This window comes from Brachybacterium zhongshanense, assembly GCF_055385755.1.
The window spans coordinates 2,989,764-3,015,189 of record NZ_AP043790.1; the positions used below are offsets into that span (position 1 = coordinate 2,989,764).

At 68.2% G+C, this 25,426-nt stretch carries 18 protein-coding genes, 4 rRNA genes and 1 pseudogene; 7 read left to right on the top strand and 16 right to left on the bottom strand.

Annotated features, from left to right (window positions below; genetic code table 11):
- The first annotated feature begins 69 nt into the window (after window positions 1-69).
- Window positions 70-1,233: a phosphotransferase enzyme family protein gene (locus ACZ5AJ_RS13245; protein ID WP_464135475.1), complete on the top strand. Its 1,164-nt coding sequence runs from the start codon at window positions 70-72 to the stop codon at window positions 1,231-1,233.
- Entirely contained in the window at window positions 1,230-2,111 is an 882-nt protein-coding gene (locus tag ACZ5AJ_RS13250) for a fructosamine kinase family protein (protein ID WP_464135477.1), read from the top strand. Before ACZ5AJ_RS13245 ends, ACZ5AJ_RS13250 begins: the two co-directional genes overlap by 4 nt.
- An 80-nt stretch (window positions 2,112-2,191) precedes the next feature.
- On the opposite strand, the gene ACZ5AJ_RS13255 is transcribed toward ACZ5AJ_RS13250, so the two are convergent.
- A complete protein-coding gene (locus ACZ5AJ_RS13255; protein WP_464135479.1) occupies window positions 2,192-3,760 on the bottom strand; it encodes a CoA transferase in 1,569 nt (522 codons plus the stop codon).
- Window positions 3,761-3,951: 191 nt separating this feature from the next.
- On the opposite strand from ACZ5AJ_RS13255, the gene ACZ5AJ_RS13260 reads away from it, so the two are divergent.
- Both ACZ5AJ_RS13260 and ACZ5AJ_RS13265 read left to right on the top strand, forming a co-directional pair.
- Window positions 3,952-4,398, top strand: coding sequence for a pyrimidine dimer DNA glycosylase/endonuclease V (locus tag ACZ5AJ_RS13260; RefSeq protein ID WP_464135480.1), 447 nt, complete (start codon window positions 3,952-3,954; stop codon window positions 4,396-4,398).
- Window positions 4,399-4,708: 310 nt separating this feature from the next.
- Entirely contained in the window at window positions 4,709-6,271 is a 1,563-nt protein-coding gene (locus tag ACZ5AJ_RS13265; RefSeq protein ID WP_464135482.1) for an APC family permease, read from the top strand.
- Between the two features lie 118 nt (window positions 6,272-6,389).
- On the opposite strand, the gene ACZ5AJ_RS13270 is transcribed toward ACZ5AJ_RS13265, so the two are convergent.
- The 6 genes from ACZ5AJ_RS13270 to gdhA all read right to left on the bottom strand — a co-directional run bounded on the left by ACZ5AJ_RS13270 (window position 6,390) and on the right by gdhA (window position 16,016).
- Window positions 6,390-7,853 (bottom strand): hypothetical protein, encoded by a 1,464-nt coding sequence (locus ACZ5AJ_RS13270; RefSeq protein ID WP_464135483.1) that lies wholly within the window; start codon window positions 7,851-7,853, stop codon window positions 6,390-6,392.
- A 929-nt stretch (window positions 7,854-8,782) separates the two neighbouring features.
- A 5S ribosomal RNA gene (gene rrf, locus ACZ5AJ_RS13275) occupies window positions 8,783-8,899 on the bottom strand.
- Between the two features lie 126 nt (window positions 8,900-9,025).
- Window positions 9,026-9,142: ribosomal RNA gene (gene rrf / locus ACZ5AJ_RS13280) — 5S ribosomal RNA — on the bottom strand.
- Between the two features lie 118 nt (window positions 9,143-9,260).
- Window positions 9,261-12,325 (bottom strand): 23S ribosomal RNA (locus ACZ5AJ_RS13285).
- A 368-nt stretch (window positions 12,326-12,693) separates the two neighbouring features.
- Window positions 12,694-14,212 (bottom strand): 16S ribosomal RNA (locus ACZ5AJ_RS13290).
- Together the 16S, 23S and 5S rRNA genes form the textbook arrangement of a ribosomal RNA operon.
- A 460-nt stretch (window positions 14,213-14,672) precedes the next feature.
- On the bottom strand, window positions 14,673-16,016 hold the full coding sequence (gene gdhA, locus ACZ5AJ_RS13295) for an NADP-specific glutamate dehydrogenase (protein ID WP_464135485.1): 1,344 nt from the start codon (window positions 16,014-16,016) through the stop codon (window positions 14,673-14,675).
- Window positions 16,017-16,231: 215 nt separating this feature from the next.
- Between gdhA and ACZ5AJ_RS13300 the strand changes: the two genes are divergently transcribed.
- Entirely contained in the window at window positions 16,232-17,719 is a 1,488-nt protein-coding gene (locus ACZ5AJ_RS13300) for an MFS transporter (RefSeq protein WP_464135487.1), read from the top strand.
- On the opposite strand, the gene ACZ5AJ_RS13305 is transcribed toward ACZ5AJ_RS13300, so the two are convergent.
- The gene (locus tag ACZ5AJ_RS13305) at window positions 17,685-18,257 is read right to left on the bottom strand and encodes a TetR/AcrR family transcriptional regulator (protein WP_464135489.1); all 573 of its coding nucleotides are present in this window, start codon (window positions 18,255-18,257) and stop codon (window positions 17,685-17,687) included. The two genes, ACZ5AJ_RS13300 and ACZ5AJ_RS13305, sit on opposite strands and share 35 nt — an antisense overlap.
- A gap of 115 nt (window positions 18,258-18,372) precedes the next feature.
- Between ACZ5AJ_RS13305 and ACZ5AJ_RS13310 the strand changes: the two genes are divergently transcribed.
- On the top strand, window positions 18,373-18,594 hold the full coding sequence (locus ACZ5AJ_RS13310) for a hypothetical protein (protein WP_464135491.1): 222 nt from the start codon (window positions 18,373-18,375) through the stop codon (window positions 18,592-18,594).
- A 38-nt stretch (window positions 18,595-18,632) separates the two neighbouring features.
- Here the strand turns inward: ACZ5AJ_RS13310 and ACZ5AJ_RS13315 are convergent, their stop codons facing one another.
- The 5 genes and pseudogenes from ACZ5AJ_RS13315 to ACZ5AJ_RS13335 form a co-directional block, all read right to left on the bottom strand.
- Entirely contained in the window at window positions 18,633-18,830 is a 198-nt protein-coding gene (locus ACZ5AJ_RS13315; protein WP_464135492.1) for a helix-turn-helix transcriptional regulator, read from the bottom strand.
- Window positions 18,831-18,840: 10 nt separating this feature from the next.
- Window positions 18,841-19,311: a hypothetical protein gene (locus ACZ5AJ_RS13320; RefSeq protein ID WP_464135494.1), complete on the bottom strand. Its 471-nt coding sequence runs from the start codon at window positions 19,309-19,311 to the stop codon at window positions 18,841-18,843.
- Window positions 19,312-19,400: 89 nt separating this feature from the next.
- Window positions 19,401-20,141, bottom strand: a complete 741-nt coding sequence (locus ACZ5AJ_RS13325; RefSeq protein WP_464135495.1) for a lysostaphin resistance A-like protein — start codon at window positions 20,139-20,141, stop codon at window positions 19,401-19,403.
- A gap of 119 nt (window positions 20,142-20,260) precedes the next feature.
- A complete protein-coding gene (locus ACZ5AJ_RS13330) occupies window positions 20,261-20,860 on the bottom strand; it encodes a glycerophosphodiester phosphodiesterase (RefSeq protein ID WP_464135497.1) in 600 nt (199 codons plus the stop codon).
- Window positions 20,861-20,922: 62 nt separating this feature from the next.
- A pseudogene (locus ACZ5AJ_RS13335) lies at window positions 20,923-21,075 on the bottom strand (glycerophosphodiester phosphodiesterase family protein); the annotation flags it as partial.
- A gap of 291 nt (window positions 21,076-21,366) precedes the next feature.
- On the opposite strand from ACZ5AJ_RS13335, the gene ACZ5AJ_RS13340 reads away from it, so the two are divergent.
- Window positions 21,367-21,972: a hypothetical protein gene (locus ACZ5AJ_RS13340; RefSeq protein ID WP_464135498.1), complete on the top strand. Its 606-nt coding sequence runs from the start codon at window positions 21,367-21,369 to the stop codon at window positions 21,970-21,972.
- A gap of 135 nt (window positions 21,973-22,107) precedes the next feature.
- On the opposite strand, the gene ACZ5AJ_RS13345 is transcribed toward ACZ5AJ_RS13340, so the two are convergent.
- Genes ACZ5AJ_RS13345 through ACZ5AJ_RS13355 form a run of 3 tightly spaced genes read right to left on the bottom strand, consistent with a single transcriptional unit; the run spans window position 22,108 to window position 25,381 of the window.
- On the bottom strand, window positions 22,108-22,878 hold the full coding sequence (locus ACZ5AJ_RS13345; RefSeq protein WP_464135500.1) for a glycerophosphodiester phosphodiesterase: 771 nt from the start codon (window positions 22,876-22,878) through the stop codon (window positions 22,108-22,110).
- Complete coding sequence (locus ACZ5AJ_RS13350; RefSeq protein ID WP_464135501.1) at window positions 22,875-23,984, bottom strand: glycerophosphodiester phosphodiesterase; 1,110 nt, start codon at window positions 23,982-23,984, stop codon at window positions 22,875-22,877. Before ACZ5AJ_RS13350 ends, ACZ5AJ_RS13345 begins: the two co-directional genes overlap by 4 nt.
- Before the next feature lie 8 nt (window positions 23,985-23,992).
- Window positions 23,993-25,381 (bottom strand): ABC transporter substrate-binding protein, encoded by a 1,389-nt coding sequence (locus tag ACZ5AJ_RS13355; RefSeq protein ID WP_464135503.1) that lies wholly within the window; start codon window positions 25,379-25,381, stop codon window positions 23,993-23,995.
- Window positions 25,382-25,426: the final 45 nt, after the last annotated feature.

A 25,426-nucleotide genomic window follows, 5' to 3' on the forward strand; every position in this document is an offset into this window, starting at 1 on the left:
GCACCAGCAGCACCAGCCCGCCGACCCACCGGCGCGCGTAGTATCGACGGACTCTCGGTGACAGGAGCGATGGTGGCTGCACAGGATGTCAAGGACCGCACGAGAGCGCCCGAAGCCGGGGCACCGGAGATGGGTGAGCTCCTCGCCGAGGCCTGGAGCAGCGGTGTGCTCGTCCTCCCCCAGCGGGACGAGGGCTCGCCCGTCCGTCTTCCCGGCCTGCACAAGTCGGTGCTCCCTCCATCGCTGACCGGCCCCGCGGAGGTGAGCCTCGAGGGCATGGGCGAGCACTTCGCCGCGTGGAGGGTCTCCCCGCACCAGAACGCGCCGCTGATCGTGCGGATCCCCCACGTGGACCTCGCGGAGCTGCCCTGGGGCCTCGAGCACGAGATCGCCGCGCTCTTCCTGTCCCCGTCGGGCGTCGGCCCCGAGCCCATCGCCGTCGAGACGGGCAGCGCGGGCAGCCCGATCGGCCGGCCGTACGTGGTGACCTCCTGCATGCCCGGACGCGCCCTCCCGCCGTCGGCCTGGACGGAGGCGCACCTGCGCGCCCACGCGCGGCTGCTCGCCGCGCTCCACATGGTCCCCGCACCCGGTCGCGGACCGGTGCAGATGGGCAAGCGGCCCTGGCGCGGCATCCCCCGCGATGCGCCCTCGCTCCTGGCGGAGGTCGAGGAGGCCGCCGACACCTGGCGCACGGACCGCCGGGATCTGCTGAAGGAGCATCGCCTCAAGCCGCTGCTCAAGGCGGCGATCGCCCAGGTTGCTGCGGTCGAGCCGCAGATCAGGGCCCTGGACGGGTTCGTCCTCGCGCACGGGGACCTGTGCGCGACGAACATCCTGTGGGCTTCGGGGTCCGCGCCCCTCCCCTCCCCTCGCTACATCGACTTCGAATGGGCGCAGGGCGACGATCCCGCCCGGGACCTGGCCATCATCGGCGGGAGGGCCCGTGCCGGCCCCTGGTACGTGCCGATGGACGAGGTCCAGGTGGACGGCTTCGTCGGCGCGTACGTCGAGGAGCGTCGGCGTCTGGCGGCCGAGCGCGGCCTCCCGGGCGGGGTGCCCGAGTCCGCGTCCGACATCGGGGCGCTGCGAGACCGGATGCGTGCCTGGACGGCGTACGAGCGCACCGGGATGCTCGTCCATCTCGCCTCGCGCGCACAGGAATCGGCGCTCCACCGCGACGCCTTCGGGCAGCTGCGCGAGACCCTCGCCGTGGAGCTCGGCGTCCCGTGAGCGCGCAGGCCGCCCCGTTCGTGAAGGCCCGCCCCGACGCGCCGGACGGCTTCTTCGAGGCGGAGGCGTCGGGCCTGCGCTGGCTCGCGGACGCCGGAGCCGCCCCCGTCGTCGAGGTGATCCGCGCCGACGACGACCGCCTCCTCCTCGCACGCCTCGCAGAGGTCCCGCCGACGCCCCGGGCCGCCCGCGGCTTCGGGAGGGACCTCGCGCGCCTCCACGACGCGGGGGCCGACGGCTTCGGCTGGACGCCTGCGCCCCGCGCCTGGTTCGGCCCCCTCGACGCCCCCTTCGAGGTGCCCACCGCCTCCCGCCCCGGCTTCGCGACATACTGGGCCGAGGACCGTCTGCGGCCGCTGCTCGCCCGCACCGCCGCCCTGCTCGCCCGGGAGCCCGCGGATGCGGTCCGAGCCGCAGACTCCGACGGTCCAGGCGAGGCCGACGGGGCCGACGGGGCCGACGGGGCCGACGGGGCGAGCATCGTCGAGGCCGCCATCGCGGAGATCGCTCGCGGCACGTTCGACGGCATCGCCGGCCAGGGCACGGAGCCACCCGCTCGGGTGCATGGCGACCTGTGGTCAGGGAACGTCCTGTGGACCGCCGACGGCGCGACGCTCATCGATCCCGCCGCGCACGGCGGGCACCGGCTCGAGGACCTCGCGATGCTCTCCCTGTTCGGCGCCCCGCACCTCGACCAGATCTTCGCGGGCTACACCGAGCAGCATCCCCTCCCCCGCACGTGGCAGGCCGACCTGCCCGCCCACCTCCTGTTCGGCCTGCTCGCCCACGTGGACCTCTTCGGCAGCAGCTACGTCCGGGCGGCTGTCCGCGCAGGACGCGACGTCATCGCCCGCGCGACGGAGCTCCGCACGAGCTAGAGCACCATCGGGCCGCGCGACAGGGCTCCTCACGAGCTGGAGCGCCGTCGGGCGGTGCGGCGGGAACCGGGCACGCCCCGTCAGCGGTCGCTCCAGGTCGGCTCCGACGCACCGTATCCGCCGATCTCGCCGACGAGCGCCGCCCCCTCGACCAGGATCGGGACGGGGGCGGTCCGCACGATGCCGTACGGGGTCCTCCGCTCGACGGCAGGTCGTGGTGCGGCCGACGGTCCCGGAGTCCGCGTCCGCTCGCTCGACATGCCCGGCGTCCCGTCGGCCGAGGAGCCGCCGGATGCCGCATCGCCGCGCGGCACGCGCCTGCGCCGGAGCTCCTCGGACGCACCGAGCAGACTCGCGCGAACCAGCCCCGTGCGCCCCTCCGCGATGAGGCCGATGATCCCTGCGGCCAGCCGGTGGCCCGTGGCATGGTCCAGCGCCTGCACGGGCAGTGCACCCGGTCTCGCCGCCTTCGCTTCCGTCACCACCTCTGCCTCCGCTCCTGCCCGGGTCTGCGACCATCGTCCGCAGGCGTCGGCGATGCCGGTCGCCGCCTGCACGATCGAGTCGAAGCCGGCGCGTCCGGACCAGGGCCCGACGGTCCCCCAGGCCGACAGCTGCGCGACGATCAGGTGCGGATGCCGAGCGCGCAGCGCCACCGGATCCAGACCGAGTCGGTCGAGCGCGGACGGCCGGTATCCGAGGACCACGACGTCGGCTCCCTCGAGGAGCCTTGCGAGTCGGGCGGATCCGCTGGCGGACCGCAGGTCGAGCACCGCGGAGCGCTTGCCCATCCCGGCGGCGAGGTGCTGATCGAGCAGCTCCCGCGGCTGCGGCGGGTCGATGCGCAGGACGTCGGCGCCCAGGCACCCGAGCAGCTGCGTGCACACGGGCCCCGCGACCACATGCGTGAGATCCAGGACCCGCACGCCCGACAGCGGCAGGAGATCGTGCGGCGCGTGCGGTCTCCTCGGGCGTCCAGCGCGTCCGGGTGCGCCGCTCGCGGGTGCGCCGCTCGCGAGAGCAGCGCTCCCGGAAGCAGCACCCCCGGGAACGACAGTCTCCGCGGAGAGGACGGTCTCCGCGGGGAGGACGGTCTCCGCGGGGAGGACGGCGCACCAGGGATCGTCGTCCGGAGCCGCGGACTGCGCCGCCGACCTCGCCGCAGCGTGCTCCTGCGCCTCCCACTGCGCCTCGCTGCGCACGACGGTCGCGATGCCGCCCGCTGCGAGGATCCGGCCGACGGCGTCCTCTGCGGTGAGCGCTCCGATCGCCGCCGCCACCTCGGCCCGCTCCTCGTCGGCCTGCTCGTCATCGGCAGGCACAGCTCCAGCCCGTCCGGGTGCGAGCAGAGCCCGACGTATCGCCGCCGCGTGATGGGGGTAGTTGCCGTGGGTGCGGATCCAGCCGTCGGATGCGGCGAAGAATCCCGACAGTGCCGCCCACGTCGTCCCCCCATGCCCCTCGACCTGCAGATGCTCGAGGGCCGAGAACGCGGCTTCGACCAGCTCAGGGGATGTCGACACCCGCGTGCTGCGACCTCGCGACCTCTCGAGCGCACGGACCGCGGCGACCACCTCCCCGACGGCGTCGAGCGCGAAGGACTCGACGTCGAACGGTCCCGTCCAGGCGGGGATGCGCGGGATCTGCATGCGCCGAGCATGTCACTGCATCCGACGGCGCGCCATGCCCCGTGCGGTCGTGCCTCCAGCGGTCGTGCCTCCAGCGGCCGTGCTCCCTGTGGCACCGGCTTCTGCACCGTGGCCTCCGCGGCCGCAGCCTCCTGCGGCCGTGACCTCTGCTGCTGTCCTCCGCGACGCGGCCGGTATGCTTGGATCGGACGATGCGACTGTGGAGCCTTGACCCGTCCCTGCTGGACCGCGCGGCGCTGGTCGCCTGCTGGCGGGAGGCGCTGCTGGCGCAGAAGGTGCTCGCCGGGGAGACCACCGGCTATCGCCGCCATCCGCAGCTCGATCGCTTCCGCGCACACTCCGAGCCCATGACCGCCATCGGCGCCTACCTCGTGGGGCTGCGTCTGGAGGCCACCGCCCGCGGCTACCGCTTCGACCCCTCCCGGGTGCGTCGGCCGCACGACCCCGCGTCCGTGGCTCGGAGCGCACCGATCCCGGTGACCACCGGTCAGCTCTCCCACGAGCTCGAGCACCTGCGTCGGAAGGTCGCAGCCCGTGCGCCCGAGCATCTGCCGGTCCTCCCCGCAGCTGGGACGATCCCGGCCGCGCATCCGCTGCTGGTCGTGCACGACGGCGGGGTCGAGGACTGGGAGCGCTGAGCAGAGAGGACCTGCCCGACGGAGGACGACGTCGCGAGCAGGATGACACCGAGCGATGGACGACGCCAGGCACTGGGCGACGCCGAGCGAGGGGCGACGCCAGGCACTGGGCGGACCGGCGCCGCAGGGAGCGACGGGCGCCACTGCGCCGGCCGGGCCACGGGGACTATGCTCATGCGGTCCCCTCGCGCGCCGGAGCCCAGCCTGACGACAGCACGGCCTGACGACATCGCTCTCCGCGCCCTCGCAGCAGGTCTGCTCACCGGTGCCGAAGCACCGCCTTGAGAGAACCTGAGAAGAGTCCCCACGCATGCCCGATCTCGGAAGCCCCGGCAGCACCGTCAGCACCGGAGGCCCCGGCGACGCCGGAAGCACCCAGTACGCGCAGCAGCAGAACGCGGTCCTCCACAAGACCCTGGGACGCTTCGACATCATCTTCATCGTGGTCTCGGCCGTCGTCGGCCTCGAGATGCTCGGCTCGGTGTCCGCGCAGGGCGCGGAGACCTTCACCTGGCTGGTCTTCCTGATCATCGTGTTCCTCGTGCCCTACGCGCTGATCTTCGCGGAGACCGGATCGGCGTTCGTCGGCGAGGGCGGCGTCTACCTGTGGGTCCGCAAGGCCTTCGGCCGGCCCGCCGCGGCCATCGCCTCGGCCTTCACCTGGATCACCCAGCCCGTGTGGGTGGGCGGGTCGATGGCCTTCCTCAACGCTGAGGCGGCCCGCGAGCACCTCGTGCCCTTCGAGGCCGGCTCCGCTGCGGACTACGCCTTCAAGATCCTGTTCATCTGGCTGACGGTGCTCGCGGCCGTCCTGTCGCTGCGCCGAGCCAAATGGATCCCCACCATGGGTGCGGTCTGCAAGATCGTGTTCCTGCTGATCTTCGTGCTCACCGCCGTGGTCTACGCGATCGAGCACGGCATCCAGGACCTCCCCCTGAGCAGCTTCTCCCCGACCGCCGCCGGATTCATCACCCTGATCCCGCTGCTGCTGTTCGCCTTCCTCGGCTTCGAATCCGGGTCGAGCGCCTCCGGCGAGATGAAGGACGCGACCAAGGACGTGGCCTTCTCGGTGCTGCGCTCCTCCGCGATGGCGGGCGTGCTCTACCTGATCCCCGTGTTCACGATCCTGCTGGTCATCCCCCGCACCGACATCGACGGCGTCTCCGGCCTCATCACCGCCGTCGCGACCGTCTTCTCGGTCTACGGCTCCGCCGCCCCCACGATGCTCACCCTCGCCGTGGTGCTGTTCCTGCTGGCGAACATCGGCCAGGGCGCCGCCTGGATGATCATGTCCGACCGCATGCAGGCCATCGCCGCTGCCGACGGCTCCTTCTTCGGCGGCTTCTTCGGACGCTTCCACCGCACCCTCGGCACCCCGATCCGCGTCAACCTGCTCTCGGGCACCATCTCGACCGTGTTCATGATCGCCGCGATGCAGCTGACCGGCTCCAGCGCCGCCCTGTTCGACGTGGTCCTCTCGGTCGCGATCACGACCTACCTGTTCAGCTATCTGATCGTCATCCCCGCCGCGGTCCGGCTCCGGCTGAAGCACCCCGAGGTCCCGCGGCCCTTCCGGGTGCCGGGCGGCAACGGGGTGTTCATCCTGTTCGGCGTCGTGACGACCGGTTTCGTGGCTCTGGGCTCCTGGGTGTCGATCTTCCCCGGAACCCTGGAGTCGCTCGTGGGTCTGGACTACGACTTCTCCACAGCGATGGGCGTCCCCTACGCCGCCTTCGAGGCGCTCACGCTGGGCACTCTCGCATTCATCATCGCGATCGCCCTCATCGGCTACGTCGCCGGGCGACCCCTGCGCCTCGAGACCGCCGAGGAGGCCGCGGCCCGCGACGGGCTGGAGACCGCGCCTCGGGCCTGAGCCGACAGCCGGGCCCGAGGCGCGCCTCCGGCCCGAGCCGCGCCTCGGGCCGGAGGCGCGCCTCGGGCCCGGTCAGCGACGGGCTGCCGCGCCCGCCCCTGACCGGGTGCGCCGGGCCTCAGGCGGCGTGGTCGTGACCGTCCTCATCGGAATGCTCGTGGCCGTCCTCGTCGGAGTGGTCGTGCTCATCGTCGGAGTGCTCATGCTCGTCGTCAGCGTGATCATCATCGGACTCCTCCTGCGAGCCCTCGCCCCCGACGGTGTACTCCCCGGACGCAGTGCCCGTGGTCACCTGGATCTCGTGGGGCACGACGTCCAGGTCCAGCTCGCGGTAGATCTCGCCGCTGGCGATGTCGACCATGCTGAGCTTCTGCGCGTCGGGGTCGACGACGAACGCCGTCCCGTCGGCCACCGCGAGCATCGGCCCGGCGGTCTGCCACTGCTCGGGCTCGGTCCACTCGTCCATGACCTGGACCTCGTGGAGCATCTCACCGGACTCGGGGTCCAGGATGTTCAGCTCGCCGTCACCAGTGAGGACCAGTGCCTCACCATCAGGGCCGCGGTCCAGGGAGCGGAACCAGTAGGGGGAACCGAGGTCGACGGTGGTCATCGAGTCGTCCCGGGTGTCGATGAGAGCGATCGACGTGGGGTGCTCCGTCCCTCCCTCGGGGTCGGCCTCGACCTTGTTGTCGGCCAGGACGATCGGAGAGTCAGCGCTGCCCTTCTGGTTCCCGGAGCGCTGGTAGTCCGTATCGACCGCCACCTTGTGGAACTCGCCGTCACGGTAGACGACAGGCCCGTTCTCGCACCCGAGGGAGATGACGTCCCCGGACTCTGTGGGCTGGGCGACCGCCTCGCCGTGCACACCCGGGCAGTCATCGGTCTCCGCGACCAGGGTGCCGTCCGCATCGAGCACCTGGACGGTGCTGCGCGACTCCTCAGTGCCCTGGGTCAGCAGCAGACCCCCGTCCGACAGCGGGACCGCGACCCCGTGGTGCGGATCGTCGGCCGACGTCTCCTCGACGACGTCGAGTTCGCCCTCTCCCAGGGCAGCCGGATCGATGATCGTGATCGCTCCGGTGCCGTCGGCGAAGAAGGCCGTACGGCCGTCCTCGGCGACCACATGGCCGGGCGAGGGGGCATCGAAGGAGAGATCCGTGAGGTGAGGGGTCTGCTCGTAGTAATGGAAATGATCGCCGTGCGCCACAGCCTCGAGGCCGGTGTCGTAGATGCTGAAGGTGTCCGAGGCGCTGACAGCGACATGCCGCCCGTCCCCAGCAGCGTTCAGCCGCACGTAGCCCTCGAGCGCGCTGTCGTCCAGCACCGTCCCGTCGGAGGAGTCGAGCGTGACCACCCCTCCGTCGTAGGCGAGCACGATACGCGGCGTGAGCGCGCCGACCTCGGTGCGCTCGATCTCCGACTGCGCGGACTCGGCTGCGCCAGGTCCCCCACCCGATGCACCCGAACCGTCAGACGCTGAGGAGGAGCCGTCGCCCGCTCCGCACGCCGACAGGGCCAGGACGCCGACACCCGCCAGCGCCAGGACCCGGCGCTTCATGACAATGGTTCTCATCAGATTCATGCCAGGAACCTATCAGCTCACGATAATCATTACCATTTGACGACATGTGTGCCCGCTCACACCTCTGCCTTTCGGAGCTCAGGGAGTGCAGCCCCATGGAGACGAGCAGAACCGTGAGGACCAGCAGCACCGTGAAGATGAGCAGTGTCCGTCTACCGCCGCTTGAGCGACCTCCATGCGGCGGTAGACGGACACTCGGCATCGTTCAGGCCATCAGCCGCCGCATAGAACAGCCGGGCGATGCAGCGCGCCGCCAGCGGGCATAGTCAGCGGGCCTTGCCACTGGTCCGTCCGCGCCCGGCCCGGCCCCGGCGACGGCGTCGGACTCCTCATCCCCGAGTAAGGCAGAGAGCCTCCTCGGGCACGGCAGAGGCCACCGCCGGCCGCAGGCTCGACCGGGATGGGAAGCACTACCACCGGAGACCGCATACGGAAGGAAGAAGGTTCGGGAACGGGGCGAGCCTTCTGGGGTCGAGGGACTGCCCCTCAGCTCCGAGGGTCCAATGCCCGACGAGGCCCCGGAGACCAGGACCCACCGAGATCCCTACATGCACGGGCCTCATGCTGTGGAACCGGGCATGCACCGCACGCCGAGCAGCGCGATCCCCCCGCCTCGCTCCTCCACAGGTGGGGGAACGACGCCTGCGCCGGTTATGGCGCACAACGAATCAGCACGCCCTCACGGCCGATGTCGCCATCGCCGTAGCTGGCGCTGTCGGTGTTGGTGTTGGTGTCGGTGTCGGTGTCAGTGTCGGTGTCGGTGTCGGTGAGTGTCCCACTCAACCATGACGTATCCGTCCGACCATCCGGCCGACGGGGAACCAGTTGGCCGTTCTCTCCTCCGGCACAGCGAAAGGGTGGAGGAGGCGAGATGCTCTCGATCCGAGGATCGGTGCTCTCAGCGGCTCCTCCACCCTTTCGGTGAAGATGTCCGGCGACGACCTACTCTCCCACACCCTCCCGAGTGCAGTACCATCGGCGCAATCGAGCTTAGCTACCGGGTTCGGAATGGAACCGGGCGTTTCCCCGACGCTATGATCGCCGTAACTCTATAACATCCCACTCCGAGACGGATTATGGGAGTTTGTCTAGATGAGCTGAGGCAGGCTCGGGAGGCGAGAAGCTCCTTCAAGAGATCTCAGCGACTCCGGGGCCCGCTCATCAGCAAGAATGTCCGGCGGCGACCTACTCTCCCACACCCTCCCGAGTGCAGTACCATCGGCGCGATCGAGCTTAGCTACCGGGTTCGGAATGGAACCGGGCGTTTCCCCGACGCTATGACCGCCGTAACACGACGAGACCCTGGACCCCAAGACCACCCACCCGACACACGAGCAGGAGAACCCCAGGGATTGCTTCTCCAGAACCACACAGTGGACGCGAACACACGCAAACAACAACAAGTATGTTGATAAGTCATCAGCCATTAGTACCAGTCAGCTCCACACATTACTGCGCTTCCACATCTGGCCTATCAACCCAGTGGTCTACTGGGGGCCTCTCACACGTAAACGTGCACGGATATCTCATCTTGAAGCAGGCTTCCCGCTTAGATGCTTTCAGCGGTTATCCCTTCCCAACGTAGCCAACCAGCCATGCCCTTGGCAGAACAACTGGCACACCAGAGGTCAGTCCATCCCGGTCCTCTCGTACTAGGGACAGGTCTTCTCAAATATCCAACGCGCGCAGCGGATAGGGACCGAACTGTCTCACGACGTTCTAAACCCAGCTCGCGTACCGCTTTAATAGGCGAACAGCCTAACCCTTGGGACCAACTCCAGCCCCAGGATGCGACGAGCCGACATCGAGGTGCCAAACCATGCCGTCGATATGAGCTCTTGGGCAAGATCAGCCTGTTATCCCCGGGGTACCTTTTATCCGTTGAGCGACACCCATTCCACAATGAGGTGCCGGATCACTAGTTCCTGCTTTCGCACCTGCCCGACATGTCTGTCTCGCAGTCAAGCTCCCTTGTGCACTTACACTCAACACCTGATTGCCAACCAGGCTGAGGGAACCTTTGAGCGCCTCCGTTACTCTTTAGGAGGCAACCGCCCCAGTTAAACTACCCATCAGGCACTGTCCCTGATCCGGATCACGGACCGAGGTTAGGAATCCAGAACGACCAGAGTGGTATTTCAACAACGACTCCACATCCACTGGCGTGAACGCTTCCCAGTCTCCCACCTATCCTACACAAATCGTTCCGAACACCAATACCAAACTATAGTAAAGGTCCCGGGGTCTTTCCGTCCTGCTGCGCGTAACGAGCATCTTTACTCGTAATGCAATTTCGCCGAGTTCGCGGTTGAGACAGTGGAGAAGTCGTTACGCCATTCGTGCAGGTCGGAACTTACCCGACAAGGAATTTCGCTACCTTAGGATGGTTATAGTTACCACCGCCGTTTACTGGGGCTTAAATTCTCAGCTTCGCACCGAAGTGCTAACCAGTCCTCTTAACCTTCCAGCACCGGGCAGGCGTCAGTCCGTATACAGCGTCTTACGACTTCGCACGGACCTGTGTTTTTAGTAAACAGTCGCTTCTCCCTGGTCTCTGCGGCCCTCCCCGCTCTCACGGATCGGGCCCCCCTTCTCCCGAAGTTACGGGGGCATTTTGCCGAGTTCCTTAACCACGATTCTCTCGAACGCCTCGGTATTCTCTACCTGATCACCTGAGTCGGTTTAGGGTACGGGCGACCGTATTCGTCACGCCGGAACTTTTCTTGGCAGTACAGGATCACTCACCTACGCCCATACGGGATCCCCATCACGTCTCACCCACACGACCCCAGCATTACCCGGGATCGGGCTGCACGCTTAGACGGACTATTCCATTAAGTCCGCGGAAGCTACCTCTCTGCGTCATCCCACACGCTGACCTACTACATCCCTGGTTCCCAGCCTCACACACCACACCCACCCCGAAGGGCGAGCAGGCAGCTCGGGTGGTTAGCATCAGACGCCTCGGTATGGGTCCTCCTACGATCGGTTCGGGAATATCAACCCGATGTCCATCGACTACGCCTGTCGGCCTCGCCTTAGGTCCCGACTAACCCAGGGCGGATTAACCTAGCCCTGGAACCCTTGATCAATCGGCGGACGGGTTTCTCACCCGTCTTTCGCTACTCATGCCTGCATTCTCACTCGAACAGCCTCCACCACTGGGTTCCCCCGCGGCTTCGCTGGCTGCTCGACGCTCCCCTACCCATCCCGGCAAAACCGGAATGACACAGCTTCGGCGGTGTACTTGAGCCCCGCTACATTGTCGGCGCAGAATCACTTGACCAGTGAGCTATTACGCACTCTTTCAAGGGTGGCTGCTTCTAAGCCAACCTCCTGGTTGTCTCAGCAACTCCACATCCTTTTCCACTTAGCACACGCTTAGGGGCCTTAGCTGATGTTCTGGGCTGTTTCCCTCTCGACTATGAAGCTTATCCCCCACAGTCTCACTGCTGCGCTCTCACGTACCGGCATTCGGAGTTTGGCTAAGGTCAGTAACCCGGTGGGGCCCATCGCCTATCCAGTGCTCTACCTCCGGCACGAAACACGCAACGCTGCACCTAAATGCATTTCGGGGAGAACCAGCTATCACGAAGTTTGATTGGCCTTTCACCCCTATCCACAGGTCATCCCCTCCATTTTCAACTGAAGTGGGTTCGCGCCTCCACGCGGTCTTACCCGCGCTTCACACTGCCCATGGATAGATCACTTCGCTTCGGGTCTAGAGCCGGCGACTGAACGCCCCGTTCAGACTCGCTTTCGCTACGGCTACCCCACACGGGTTAACCTCGCCACCGACCACTAACTCGCAGGCTCATTCTTCAAAAGGCACGCCGTCACCCCAAAAGGCTCCGACGGATTGTAAGCACACGGTTTCAGGTACTATTTCACTCCCCTCCCGGGGTACTTTTCACCTTTCCCTCACGGTACTTGTCCGCTATCGGTCACAAGGGAGTATTCAGGCTTACCAGGTGGTCCTGGCAGATTCACACCGGATTTCACGGGCCCGGTGCTACTCGGGAACAGCAACAACGCCGCACGTCAGTTTCGTCTACGGGGGTCACACCCTCTACGCCGTCGCACTCACCACGACTTCGACTACCAACACACGTCCACGCCGACCCCCCGGCAGAGAGGTCACGCACTGCCCCACAACCCCCAGCCTGCAACCCCTGCCGGGTATCACACAGACCAGGTTTAGCCACCTCCGCTTTCGCTCGCCACTACTCACGGAATCACTATTTGTTTTCTCTTCCTGCGGGTACTGAGATGTTTCACTTCCCCGCGTTCCCTCCACACCACCTATACATTCAATGGCGGGTACCGCAACATGACTTGCGGTGGGTTTCCCCATTCGGACATCCTCGGATCACAGATCGGTTGTCATCTCCCCGAGGCTTATCGCAGACTCCCACGTCCTTCATCGGCTCCTTGTGCCCAGGCATCCACCGTGCGCCCTTAAAGACTTGGCAACACACAAAGACAAAAAATTGCTTACAAGATGCTCGCGTCCACTATGTAGTTCTCAAGAAACAACCCCACACCCACCAGCACACCACCACAGCGATGCCCCAGCAAGGGAGGACCAGCCACACACCCACCCCGAGCCCCTCCCCACAGGAAGAACCCCAGAACAGGCCGCGTGCAGCCTCACAACCCAATAGCGTGTCTCCACCTCGAACCAGCCCACGACCATCCGTTCCCACCCCACCAGGGAGGCGTACTAGAACAATCACTGCGAACCAGCGAAGCGCCCATCCGTTGATGTTCCACCCATGAGCAACCATCCCCACCACACGCGGGCAGGCAGACGGCCACCATACTTGGTGATGCTCCTTAGAAAGGAGGTGATCCAGCCGCACCTTCCGGTACGGCTACCTTGTTACGACTTAGTCCCAATCACCGATCCCACCTTCGACAGCTCCCTCACGAGGATGGGCCACTGGCTTCGGGTGTTACCGACTTTCGTGACTTGACGGGCGGTGTGTACAAGGCCCGGGAACGTATTCACCGCAGCGTTGCTGATCTGCGATTACTAGCGACTCCGACTTCATGGGGTCGAGTTGCAGACCCCAATCCGAACTGAGACCGGCTTTTTGGGATTCGCTCCACCTCACAGTATCGCAACCCATTGTACCGGCCATTGTAGCATGCGTGAAGCCCAAGACATAAGGGGCATGATGATTTGACGTCGTCCCCACCTTCCTCCGAGTTGACCCCGGCAGTCTCCCATGAGTCCCCGCCATAACGCGCTGGCAACATGGAACGAGGGTTGCGCTCGTTGCGGGACTTAACCCAACATCTCACGACACGAGCTGACGACAACCATGCACCACCTGTGCACCAGCCCAAAGGAAGCCACATCTCTGCGACCGTCCGGTGCATGTCAAGCCTTGGTAAGGTTCTTCGCGTTGCATCGAATTAATCCGCATGCTCCGCCGCTTGTGCGGGCCCCCGTCAATTCCTTTGAGTTTTAGCCTTGCGGCCGTACTCCCCAGGCGGGGCACTTAATGCGTTAGCTACGGCGCGGAAAACGTGGAATGTTCCCCACACCTAGTGCCCAACGTTTACGGCATGGACTACCAGGGTATCTAATCCTGTTCGCTCCCCATGCTTTCGCTTCTCAGTGTCAGTAATGGCCCAGAGACCTGCCTTCGCCATCGGTGTTCTTCCTGATATCTGCGCATTTCACCGCTACACCAGGAGTTCCAGTCTCCCCTACCACACTCTAGCCTGCCCGTACCCACCGCACGCCCGAGGTTGAGCCTCGGGTTTTCACGGCAGACGCGACAAGCCACCTACAAGCTCTTTACGCCCAATAATTCCGGACAACGCTTGCGCCCTACGTATTACCGCGGCTGCTGGCACGTAGTTAGCCGGCGCTTCTTCTGCAGGTACCGTCACTTTCGCTTCTTCCCTACTGAAAGAGGTTTACAACCCGAAGGCCGTCATCCCTCACGCGGCGTCGCTGCATCAGGCTTTCGCCCATTGTGCAATATTCCCCACTGCTGCCTCCCGTAGGAGTCTGGGCCGTGTCTCAGTCCCAGTGTGGCCGGTCGCCCTCTCAGGCCGGCTACCCGTCATCGCCTTGGTGAGCCACTACCTCACCAACAAACTGATAGGCCGCGAGCCCATCCCCCACCGAAAAACTTTCCAACCACCACCATGCGGTGACAGTTCATATCCGGTATTAGCCCCGATTTCCCGAGGTTATCCCAGAGTGGGGGGCAGGTTACTCACGTGTTACTCACCCGTTCGCCACTAATCAGGCAGTGCAAGCACCACCGTCATCGTTCGACTTGCATGTGTTAAGCACGCCGCCAGCGTTCGTCCTGAGCCAGGATCAAACTCTCCATGAAAACATGAAAAAATCCCGGCAAAAGAAACGAACAACCAGCTACTGCTGATCATCCGTAAATCTTGCCAATCAAAAATATTGGCATCAACAAACAGACACGCTATTGAGATATCAAGCAACACGCGCACATCATCGACCAGGCCGTTTCAGCGGCCAGCTTCAGAGGCGAGTACCGGGCGAAGATTGCTTCTCAGAAGTTCTTCTTCGTGGCCCCGGCGCGAGACACAACTATACCCATGTTCTGCCGGAGTGCCAACTCGAGACGATGTGTGCCCGGTCTCAGCTGGTTCGCGGCTTCCTCGGCTGCTCCGTCGGCCGATCCCCTGTGCCTCCCGGCAGTGACCGCGACGGCCGGCGACCGCGCGAGGAGCGCGGACGACGGCCGTCGTCGGGTCCGACCGATGTCGGGCAGGAGTGCATGGGTGCTGGGGGTCGGACGCGCCGCCCGACCCGAGCGCCGATCAGATGACGCCGAAGGCGATCATCGCGTCGGCGACCTTGCGGAAGCCGGCGACGTTCGCGCCCACCACGTAGTCCCCGGGACGTCCGTACTCCTCAGCCGTCTCGAGGCAGGTGGAGTGGATGTTCTTCATGATCTGCGTGAGGCGCTCCTCCGTGTACGAGAAGCTCCAGGCATCACGGGAGGCGTTCTGCTGCATCTCCAGCGCGGAGGTGGCGACACCGCCGGCGTTGGCCGCCTTGCCCGGGCCGAAGGCGACGCCCGCCTCACGGAAGATCTCGACGGCCTCCGGGGTGCAGGGCATGTTGGCACCCTCGGACACCGCGAGGACGCCGCTCTTGACGAGGGCCTTCGCATCGCTGCCCGACAGCTCGTTCTGCGTGGCGCAGGGCAGGGCGATGGTGACGGGGGCGTCCCAGACGCTTCCGTCCGACACGAAGCGCGCGGCGCCTCCGCGGCGCTCGGCGTACTCCGCGATGCGTCCGCGCTCGACCTCCTTGATCTGCTTGAGCAGATCGAGATCGATGCCGTCCTCGTCGATCACGTAGCCGGAGGAGTCCGACGCCGTGATGGCCACGCCCCCGAGCTGCCTGACCTTCTCGATCGCATAGATCGCGACGTTGCCGGAACCGGAGACGGCGACCTTGCGACCCTCGATCGAGTCACCGCGGGCGGCGAGCATCTCCTGGGCGAAGATGGCCGCACCGTAACCGGTGGCCTCCTTGCGCACGAGCGAGCCTCCCCAGTCGAGGCCCTTGCCGGTCAGGACACCGGCCTCGTACTTGTTGGTGAGCCGCTTGTACTGGCCGAAGAGGAACCCGATCTCGCGGGCGCCGACGCCGATGTCACCCGCGGGGACATCGGTGTACTCGCCGATGTGGCGATGCAGCTCCGTCATGAAGGACTGGCAGAAGCGCATGACCTCGCCGTCGCTGCGGCCGCGCGGATCGAAGTCGGAGCCGCCCTTCCCGCCGCCGATGGGCAGACCGGTCAGGGAGTTCTTGAAGATCTGCTCGAAGCCCAGGAACTTCACGATGCCCAGGTTCACGCTCGGGTGGAAGCGCAGACCGCCCTTGTACGGGCCGAGGGCGGAGTTGTACTCGACGCGGAAGCCCCGGTTGATCTGCACGGTCCCCTGGTCGTCGACCCACGGGACGCGGAAGATGATCTGACGCTCCGGCTCGCACAGCCGGGTCAGGATGCTGTGCTCGGCGTACTCCGGGTGCTTGCCCTGGATCACCTCGAGCGACTCGAAGACCTCGCGGACGGCCTGGTGGAAGACGGGCTCACCAGGATTGCGGTGAAGCACCTGGTCATACGTAGCCTGCAGGGTCGAATCGAGCATCGACGGCCTTTCTGGGACCCCGGAAGAAGGGGTCGGTAATGGCCCCTTGCGGAGGGGTCAACCGGACACGAACCTCCCACAGCGTACGAAGCGGCTCCTAGAGGATCCAAGGACGTCCGGCATGAGGACTGCGGTGAGACGGCGGAGCAGGCCCCGTGCAGCGGACGGGGAGCGGCAGGGAGCGACGACCCGACCCTATATGTACACTCGTACGCATGTCGTCCCCTTCGTCCCAGCAGACGCCGTCAACGGCACCTTCCGACGCCTCCGATCCGTCCGGCACCTCAGCGCCGTCCGCGGTGGACCGTCGGGCCCGCGGGGCCGTCGCCGCGATGTTCCTGACCAACGGTGCTCTGCTGGCCAACCTGCTGCCCCGGTACCCCGAGATCAAGGACTCGCTGGGGCTCGCGAACTCGACCTACGGGCTCGCCCTCGCCGCCTTCCCGGCGGGTGCGATCCTGGCCGGCCTCGGGGCGGCCACGCTGATCCGACGCATGGGCTCGGCGCGCCTCGCAGTCATCGGCACGGTGCTCACCGCCCTCCCCCTGTTCGCTGCGGCCTGGGCGCCGTCGGCAGCGCTGCTCGCGCTGGCGCTGCTCGCTGCAGGCTCCTTCGATGCCATCACCGACGTCGCGCAGAACGCGCACGGCCTGCGCGTCCAGCGCCGCTATCGACGCTCGATCATCAACTCCTTCCACGCCGTGTGGTCGATCGGCGCGGTGCTCGGCGGTTCGATGTCGGCCGCAGCGATCGCCCTGGAGATCCCGCTCCGGATGCATCTGGGGATATCGGCTGTCCTGTTCACCGCGGTCGCGCTGGTCGCCCTGCGCTTCGCGCTGCCCGGGACCGACGTCGAGGACCGACTCAGCGGGGCCGATGGAGCAGGGGCGGCCGAGGCGCTCGAACCGGTCGATGCGGCCGATGCTGCCGAGGCGATCCAGGGGACCGATGCGGTCAAGGCGACCGATGCTGCCGAGGCGACCAGGAGGGCCGTGGAGGCCGGGAGGCGGGGGCGGCTGCCGCTGGTGCTCGCGGCGCTCGTGCTGCTCGCGATCGACGGGACGCTGGTCGAGGACGCAGGCAACTCCTGGGCGGCTCTCTATCTGGGGCAGGATCTCGGAGCGGCCGCGTCGGTCGCCGCCACGGGCTATATCGCGCTGGTGGGCGCCCAGTTCGTCGGCCGCATGCTCGCCGATCGTCTCGTCGACCGGTTCGGCCAGCGCGCCGTCGCCCGCTCCGGCGGAGCGATCATCACGCTCGGCATAGGCGCTGCGCTCGCGGTTCCGACGATCCCCGGCACGATCGTCGGCTTCGCGCTCGCAGGCCTGGGCAGTGCGAGCCTCGTGCCCGCGGCGATGCAGGAGGCCGACGATCTGCCTGGCCTGCGCCCGGGCACCGGGCTGACCGTGGTCTCGTGGCTGATGAGGCTGGGGTTCCTGGCCTCGCCGCCGATCGTCGGCCTGATCGCCGACGCCGCAGGCCTCCGCATGGGACTGCTGGTGGTGCCGCTGGCCGGCCTGATGGTCGTCCTCCTGGCAGGAGTCCTGCAGGGGCGCCGCGACCCGTCGGGCGGCACGGAGGCGACACAGCCCGGGGATCGCGAGACAGTCGAGCTCAGCGCCTCCGTCGGGATCAGCGCCTCCCCTGAGCTCGGCTCGTCCGCTGGGGTCAGCTCTCCTGCTGAGCCGGGCCGCGACCGCTGAGGCGGTCGACGCCCTCGCTCGCGAGTCCGGGCTCCGGGACCGCCAGGTGCAGCGCCCGATGGATGGTCAGGCCCTCGTTCATGGCGTCCAGGAGGACGGCCGTGGTCGGGTCCAGGAACGGCGCCATGGTGGCCCGGGTCCGCCCCATCCAGGCCGAGGTGATGTCGCGGAACTCCGGCCGTCGTGCGGCGAGCGTGTACAGCTCGAGCGTCAGCACCAGGTCGCGCTGCGAGGCGAAGACGTCCTGCTCGATGTTCGCCGCGAAGGCGTCCAGCGCCTCGTCGCGGTCGGAGGCGTGGGCCATGCGCTCCTCGGCGCGCGCCGCGACCTCGTCCGCGAATCGCGTGAAGGCCTCGCGCAGGAGCTCGTCCATGCCGGTGAAGTGATAGGTCATGGACCCCAGCGGGACGTCGGCCGCAGCGGCCACCCGACGGTGCGAGGTACCCGCGACGCCGTGCTCGGCGATGACGTCGAGGCAGGCGTCGATGATGCGGTCGCGACGATCGGGATCATGGCGTCGGATCCGAGGGGTGCTCACCGTGCGAGCGTAGCCGGACTGCCGGGTCGGTCGGGTCGGACGGGACGGCCGGCGCGCGACGGACCGGACGGGAAAAGCGCATGCGCCGGGCGGCTCGCCGCCGTACTCTCACCGCATGCCTTCACCTCAGGGCTTCGCATGGCACCGTCGGGGCGCCGACGTCGTGATCACCCATCACGGCCGCGCCGCGGCGACCCTGCGCGGCCGACGTGCCGCCGACTTCCTCGACGACGTCGGGACGGGCGACCCGCAGGAGATCATGGCGCGCCTGACCGGGAACTATCGCCGCGGGAACGAGCGCACGGCCCGGGAGCATCCCCGCAACCGACGGCGGTGACCGCCGCGCCGACGACGTCGAGCGTCCGCGGACGACGGTCACTCGTCGTCGGGGGTGAAGATCTCCTCGATGCGGGCGTCGAGCACCGCGGCGAGCCGGAAGGCCAGCGGGAGGGACGGGTCGTACTTCCCGTTCTCGATCGCGATCACCGTCTGCCGGGAGACGCCGAGGCGGGAGGCCAGCTCGGCCTGCGACCAGCACCGCTCGGCACGTCGGGACCTGATGTCGTTGCGCATCGTCCCTCCCTCAGCGGTACCGGATCGTGGAGACGAAGGAGCCGACCAGCCAGCCGGCCATGAGGATGACGAAGGCGATCATCCAGTTCAGGTGCGGGCCCCCGAAGGACTCGAGCAGCCCGATCACCAGCAGCACCGGGACGCCGATCGCGAAGCCGACGACGAACGACTCCCCCAGCTTGCGCTGCTCGAGCTCGTCGGCCTCGCGGTAGTAGGCGAGGACCGCCCAGACGATGACGGCGACCCCGGGGAGCGTCAGGAGCATCGGCTGCCAGCTGCCCACGCCCTGGTTCCGCATGACCAGGGCGATCACGAGCATCGAGGCGTACAGCCCCATCCCCCAGCTGAAGCGGGAGGCGTAGCGGGCGCCGGCGGAGACCGTCCGACGCGGACGGCCGGCGGGGCTGACCGGATCGGCAGGACTGGCGGGATCGGAGGGGGTCGCGGGGCTGGTGGGGCTGGTGCGGGGGTCGTCGGCCATGGCGGTGGTCCTTCCAGGATGGGGAGCCGCGGAGCGCACGGCTCGGAGGGGCGGGAGGTGCGGAGACGGTCCGGTCGGGCCGGTCGTGCTCACAGGAGGGCGAGGGCGAGGGTCGGCAGGCCCAGCAGCAGGAGGTCGAGGCCCCAGTGCCCCAGGACCAGCGGAGCGATGCGCTTCATCCAGAGCATGAGCCCGCCGAGGATGAGGCCGGCCAGGAGCGTGGTGAGCACCTTCGCGGCGACGTCGGCCGGGGAGGTGAGGGCGAAGCCGATGTGCTGGATCCCGAAGACGACGGCCACGAGGACCAGCGCCGGAGGGGTGCCGAGACGGCGCGCGAGACGCGGCTGCGCATACCCGCGGTAGACCGCCTCCTCGGCGACGGCGATGGTCAGCGGGGCGATGGCCACGGCGACGACGCCGACCCAGAGCGGGACCTCCGGCATCGCGGTGCCGGTCGGCGGGGCGCCTCCGTGGACGATGAGGTTCGCGACGAGGTTCGAGGCGAGGAACCCGACCAGCAGGATGACCAGCATGAGCGCTCCCCAGGCGAGATCGACCCAGCGCCAGGGGCGGAACAGGTCCAGCAGGCTGCGGCCCTCCGCCCGCAGGGCCAGGGCGACCACGACGAGCGTCACGAGATCCACGACCACCACCAGGGCGTTGGCGTAGAGGAGCGGGAGCCCGGCTGCGAGCAGGATCAGGCCGAGGGCGAGGATCAGGACGGGGCGGATCGCGAGGACGCCGATCAGGCGGGGCGCTGAGGGGACTGCGGGTGAGGGGACGGAGGCGACGGAGGGACGGGTGCCGGAGGTTCGGGTCGTCGTTGCCATGCCCCGAATGTAAGGCGTCCTTGACACCTAGGTCAAGGGCCCTTGACAGATTGTGTCAATGTTCCTTGACTTCAGGTGTCGGCGCGCAGGTCAGAGGTCCTGCCGACACCTGTCGCGACTCACCGTCCGGCCGGCCCTGCGAAGGAGGTCTCGGGCTCGCGGGCATCGAGCTCGAGCTGCACCCAGGCAGGGTCGTCGGTCGTGATGGAGTCCGCGCCGCAGGCGAGGGCGACCGCGAGCTGGTCGGGCCGGTTGACGGTCCAGGGGTTCCGACGCAGCCCGGCGTCGTGCACAGCCCGGGCGGCGGCGAGGCTGAGGCCATCGACCGACGGGCCGATCCCGTCGGCGCCGAGGGCGAGGGCGGTGCGGAGGGCCTCCTCGCTCACCTGATGGACGAGATAGGAGACGGGCGTGTCCGGTGCTTCGCGACGGATCGCCTCGAGCGCCTCGGCGTGGAAGGAGATGACGGTCGAGCTCCTCGCCGGGGCGTCCGACGGCAGGGCGGAGAGGAGCTCCGCGACGGCCTCGGCGGCGGATGCGACCTTGACCTCGATGAACAGAGGCACCTCCGAGGTCTCGAAGAGCTCGGTGAGGTCGGGGACCCGCTCCCCGCCCTCGAGGACCACCTGGTCGAGCTGCTCACGGCTGAGGTCCGCCAGGGTCCCGGAGGCGATCGGCGAGGACGCATCGGCCGTGCGGTCGATCGTCTCGTCGTGCATGACGACGACTGGCCGTCCGCGCTCAGGTGGACGTCGCACTCGAGCAGCTGCGCACCGTCCTCGACGGCCCGCCGGAAGGAGGCCAGCGTGTTCTCCGGAGCATGGGCCGCGGCGCCGCGATGGCCGACGATCACAGGGCGTGCAGGCACGGCGGAGGCGTCGACAGGGCCGACGGCGGGGGCGGCGGAGGCGGATGCGGCGGCCTGCGAACTCATGGGATCTCCTGCGATGGTGCGGTGGGCGGGACGAGTCGGGAAGGGAAAGGAAAGGAAGGGAAAGGAAGGGTAGGGGACGGGCGGGACAGGGTTCACGGCGCGGGGCACGGGCGCGGGGACGGCGACGGAAAGCGCTGCGGCCTCAGACGTTCGACGCGGGGCATGCCCTCCGTCACACTAGTCGGAGGCGTCTCGACGTCGAGGCGCCCCGGGAGGGGAGGACCCGACATGAGGTGGAACCGGAACCGAGACCGCACGACGATGACCATGCCGCGACGAGCACCGGGAGGGGTGCGCGCACGCAGCGCGCTGGCCCCGATCGCCGCGCTCGCCCTCGCCGCCTCCCTGCTGGGAGGCTGCGGATCCGACGCCGACGACGATCCCGACGCCACCACCGCTGCGGAGCAGACCGACGATGCCGGCTCCGACGACGGCTCGGGGACCGGGGCCGACGACGGCACGATCGACGACGACACGGCCGACGACGACACGGATGACTCCGACGACATGGACAGCCCGGGAGCCTCCGAGGACTCGGACGACCAGGACGGTCCCGACGACTCCGACGATCCCGCTGATGACGACGGGACCGAGGACGCCGACGACGGCACCCAGACGGGCGGGGACGAAAACCTGTTCGAGGGCAGCTGGGGCTTCGGCCACGACTCCAAGAAGCTCACCGCCGAGGAGCTCGGCGACCCCGTCGAGGACGAGGCCGAGGCCCGCGGACCCGCGGAGATGTCCCTCGACGTCGAGTGCGAGGATGGCATCGACACCGTCGCCGGCGACAGCGAGGCCGAGTGCGTCGCCTTCGCCGACGAGGGGGTCCAGCATCCGTGGCACATCAGCGCCGGCCCCGCCGATGCGGGACTCGAGATCGAGGTGACCAACGAGTGAGTCACGCCCCTGAGCCGACGGTTCCGGGCTGACGGTTCCGGGCCGACGGTGCTGAGCCGCCGGTGCAGAGCCGACGGTGCAGAGCCGACGGTGCTGAGCCGACGGTGCTGAGCCGACGGCCTCGGGCCGAGGGCCTCAGGCGTCGCCGAGGTGCTCCTCGACCACGCGCCGCGTGTGCGCGGGGTCGTCGGCGCCGATCTCGGGAACCCCGAGGTCGACGGCACGACGGATCTCGTCGTCGGTGCGGGCCGCCCAGGCGGACGGCACCAGGCCGACGCCCCGGATGCGGTCGAAGTCCCCGTCACGCAGATCGCTGAGGCGCACCCCGAGGATCTCCGCCTTGCTGCGCATCGCGGCATCGAGGACCTCCTCGGTCAGCTCTCCTGCGAGCAGGCCGCGCGGGATCTGCGGAGCGACCTCGAGAGCGATCCGGAGAGCCTCCGCATGGAAGGAGATGATCCGTGCCGGAGCCGGCCGCTCGCTGCCCCACTGCGAGGGATCGAAGGTCTCGAGCAGGATCGTCGCGGCGAGCTCGGCGGCGGCCGGGGCCTTGATCTCCACGAGCACCGGCAGACGGGTCCCGTCGGGCCGGACCGCAGCCTCGAGCACCTCGGCGAGGGTGGGGATGTGCTCGCCGTCGCCGACGAGCACCTCGTCCAGCTGAGCGCGGGTGAGCTCGGCGACCGCTCCGCTGCGGCGCGGCGACGCCTCCTCCGCGGTGCGGTCGATGGTCGCATCGTGGATGATCACATCGCGGTGGTCGCGACTCAGATGCACATCGCATTCGAGCTGGTCGGCGCCGTCGGCGACACCGCGGCGGAACGCCTTGACCGTGTTCTCCGGGGCGACGCCGGCCGCCCCTCGATGACCGGTGATCAGCGGCTTCAGACGACGGGGGCGGATCATGCGCGAACCTCCTCGGCGGTGTCAGGACGACGGGGATCGATGTCGGGACCTCGGGGATCGGTCTCGGGACCTCGGGGATCGGTCTCGGGACCACGCGGATCGGCATCGAGCGGGCTGCGGGCGGCGTCGTCGACCGGGCCGGAGAAGGCGGCCTCGTCGGCGGCGATCTGCGCGAGTCGCTCCCGCGCCCAGGCCGGGTCGTCGACGGTGAGGGTGTCGCAGCCGAGCTCGACGGCCCGATCCAGCTCCTCCTCGCTGCGCGCCGTCCACAGGTTCAGCGCGAGGCCGAGACGGTCGCAGGTCTCGACGTCAGCCTGGCGGGCGTCGGCGATCCGCACCCCCACCTGCCGCGCCCCCAGCTCGACGGCCGTCTGGAAGAACTCCGGGGACGTCGAGGTGGTCGTGAGCAGGCGCGGAACATGCGGGGCCTGCTCGGCGACGACGCGCAGAGCCTCGGGATGGAAGGAGATCACCCAGGCCGGGGGCGCATCGGCCCGTGCGGCACCGGACCCGTCGGGCCGAGTGCCACCAGGTCCATCGGCCCGTGCGGCACCAGGACCGTCGGCCGGGCCGAAGTCGGTCACGGCGAAGCGCCGGGCCAGGACGTCCAGCACCAGCTCCGTCGCCGCCGGGGCCTTGACCTCGATGAGCACCGGCACCCGCGTGCCGTCCTCGCGGACGGCGGCGTCGAGCACCTGCTCGAGCGTGGGCACATGCTCGCCGTCGCCGACGAGCACCCGGTCCAGCTGGGCGCGGGAGAGGTCCGCGACCGCTCCCGTGCGCAGGGGCGAGTCCGGCTGGGCGGTGCGATCGATGGTCGCGTCGTGGATGATCGCGTCATGCCCGTCGGCGCTCAGATGCACATCGCACTCCAGGAGCGCCGACCCCTCCGCGACTCCGCGACGGAACGAGAGGAGCGTGTTCTCCGGGGCGAGGGCCGCCGCACCGCGATGCCCGACGAGCTCGGGCATCGGCCGGGAGGTGCGCTCCTGACCGTCGGACCCCTCCTCGTGCGCATCGGCGATCCCGCTGCGGGTCTCGGTGCGGGTCTGCGTCCAGGTGAGCGTCCAGGTCTCGGTGGTGCTGGTGGTGGAGCCTGTCGTCATGCGCGCGTTCACCTCCAGCCCTCGAAGCCGATGGACTCGTAGTCCTCGCGGTTGTCGTAGAGCGCCTCCTGGAGCTCCCCGGCGAGCGCGTCGAGGACGCCCTGCGCCTCCTTGCCGTCGCCGTAGACCGAGGCCATCGCGGCACTGATCTCCGAGACGGAGCCCTGGTCCCAGTTGACGTAGTCGGCGGTGCGGGCGTTCTCCAGCTGCGCGAGGGCGACCCCGTAGTTCGGGTTCTCGGCGACCAGGTCCTTGACGGTCCCGGTCTCGGAGGCGGCCTGCACGATCGGGACGTAGCCGGTGCCCTTGTGCCAGGTCGCGGACTGCTCCGGACCCGCGAGGAAGCGGAAGAACTCGGCGGCGGCGTCCTGACGGTCCTGCGAGTCGGAGCGCACGATCGAGAGGCCGGAGCCGCCGGTGGGCACCTGCTTCTGCTCGCCCTCCTTCGAGAGCATGTAGGCCACGCCGACCTCGAAGACCCCCTCGGTGGCCTCGGTGGTGCCGGTGAGGCTCGCCGTGGAGCCGCGGAAGCCGGCCGCGATGCCCGAGGTGAAGTCGGTGCCGGAGGACTGGGCGAGGTAGCCGTGCCCGTCGGCGATGAATGCGCGCTGCCACTCGAGCCATTCGGCGCCCGCCGGGTCGGCGATCGTCACCTGGAAGTCCTCGGTGGAGTTCGCGCCGCCGAAGCCCCAGATGTCGGCCTGCCCGTGCCAGGCGTCGGCCGAGAAGGCGAGCGCCGACAGCGGACGGCCGTCGACCTGGATCTTCGCGAGCTCGGGAGCGAACTCCGCCAGGTCCTCCCAGGTCGTGGGGCCCTCCTCCGGCAGCCCGGCCTCGATGTACCGGGTCCTGTTGAAGTAGAACAGCGGCGTGGACCGCGCGAAGGGCACCACATAGGTCTCGCCGGACGCCTTGCCCTCGGCCACGTAGTTCTGGATGTAGACGTCGGTGTTCCACTCGTCGTCGAAGTAGCCGTCCAGCGGTGCGAGCGCATCGGAGAAGTGGAACTGGAGCCACTGCATCTCCGGGAAGCAGACGACGTCCGGCACGGTGCGGGCCTGGAGGGCGGCGGTGAACTGCTGGTTCAGGTCCGCGTACGAGCCGACGGACTCGGCGACCGCGACGATCTCGTCCTGGGACTCGTTGAACTCGCTGATCAGCGAGGCGAGGACCTCGTAGTTGGTGCCGGTGAAGGGCGCCCAGAACAGCACCGGGGTGCGGCCCTCGTACTGCGAGGGGACCGTCAGATCGGCCTGGGTGAAGCCCGAGCGGACGCTGCTGTCGCCGCCGTCCCCGCCGGAGGGCGAGCCGCAAGCGGCGAGGCCGGCGGCACCGGCGCCGAGGCCGAGGGCGGTCAGCATCGAGCGGCGGGAGAGGGAGGAGGGCAGACGGGTCATGGATTCTCCTGTGAGAGAGGCCGACGGGGCCGTCGGGCGGGTGGA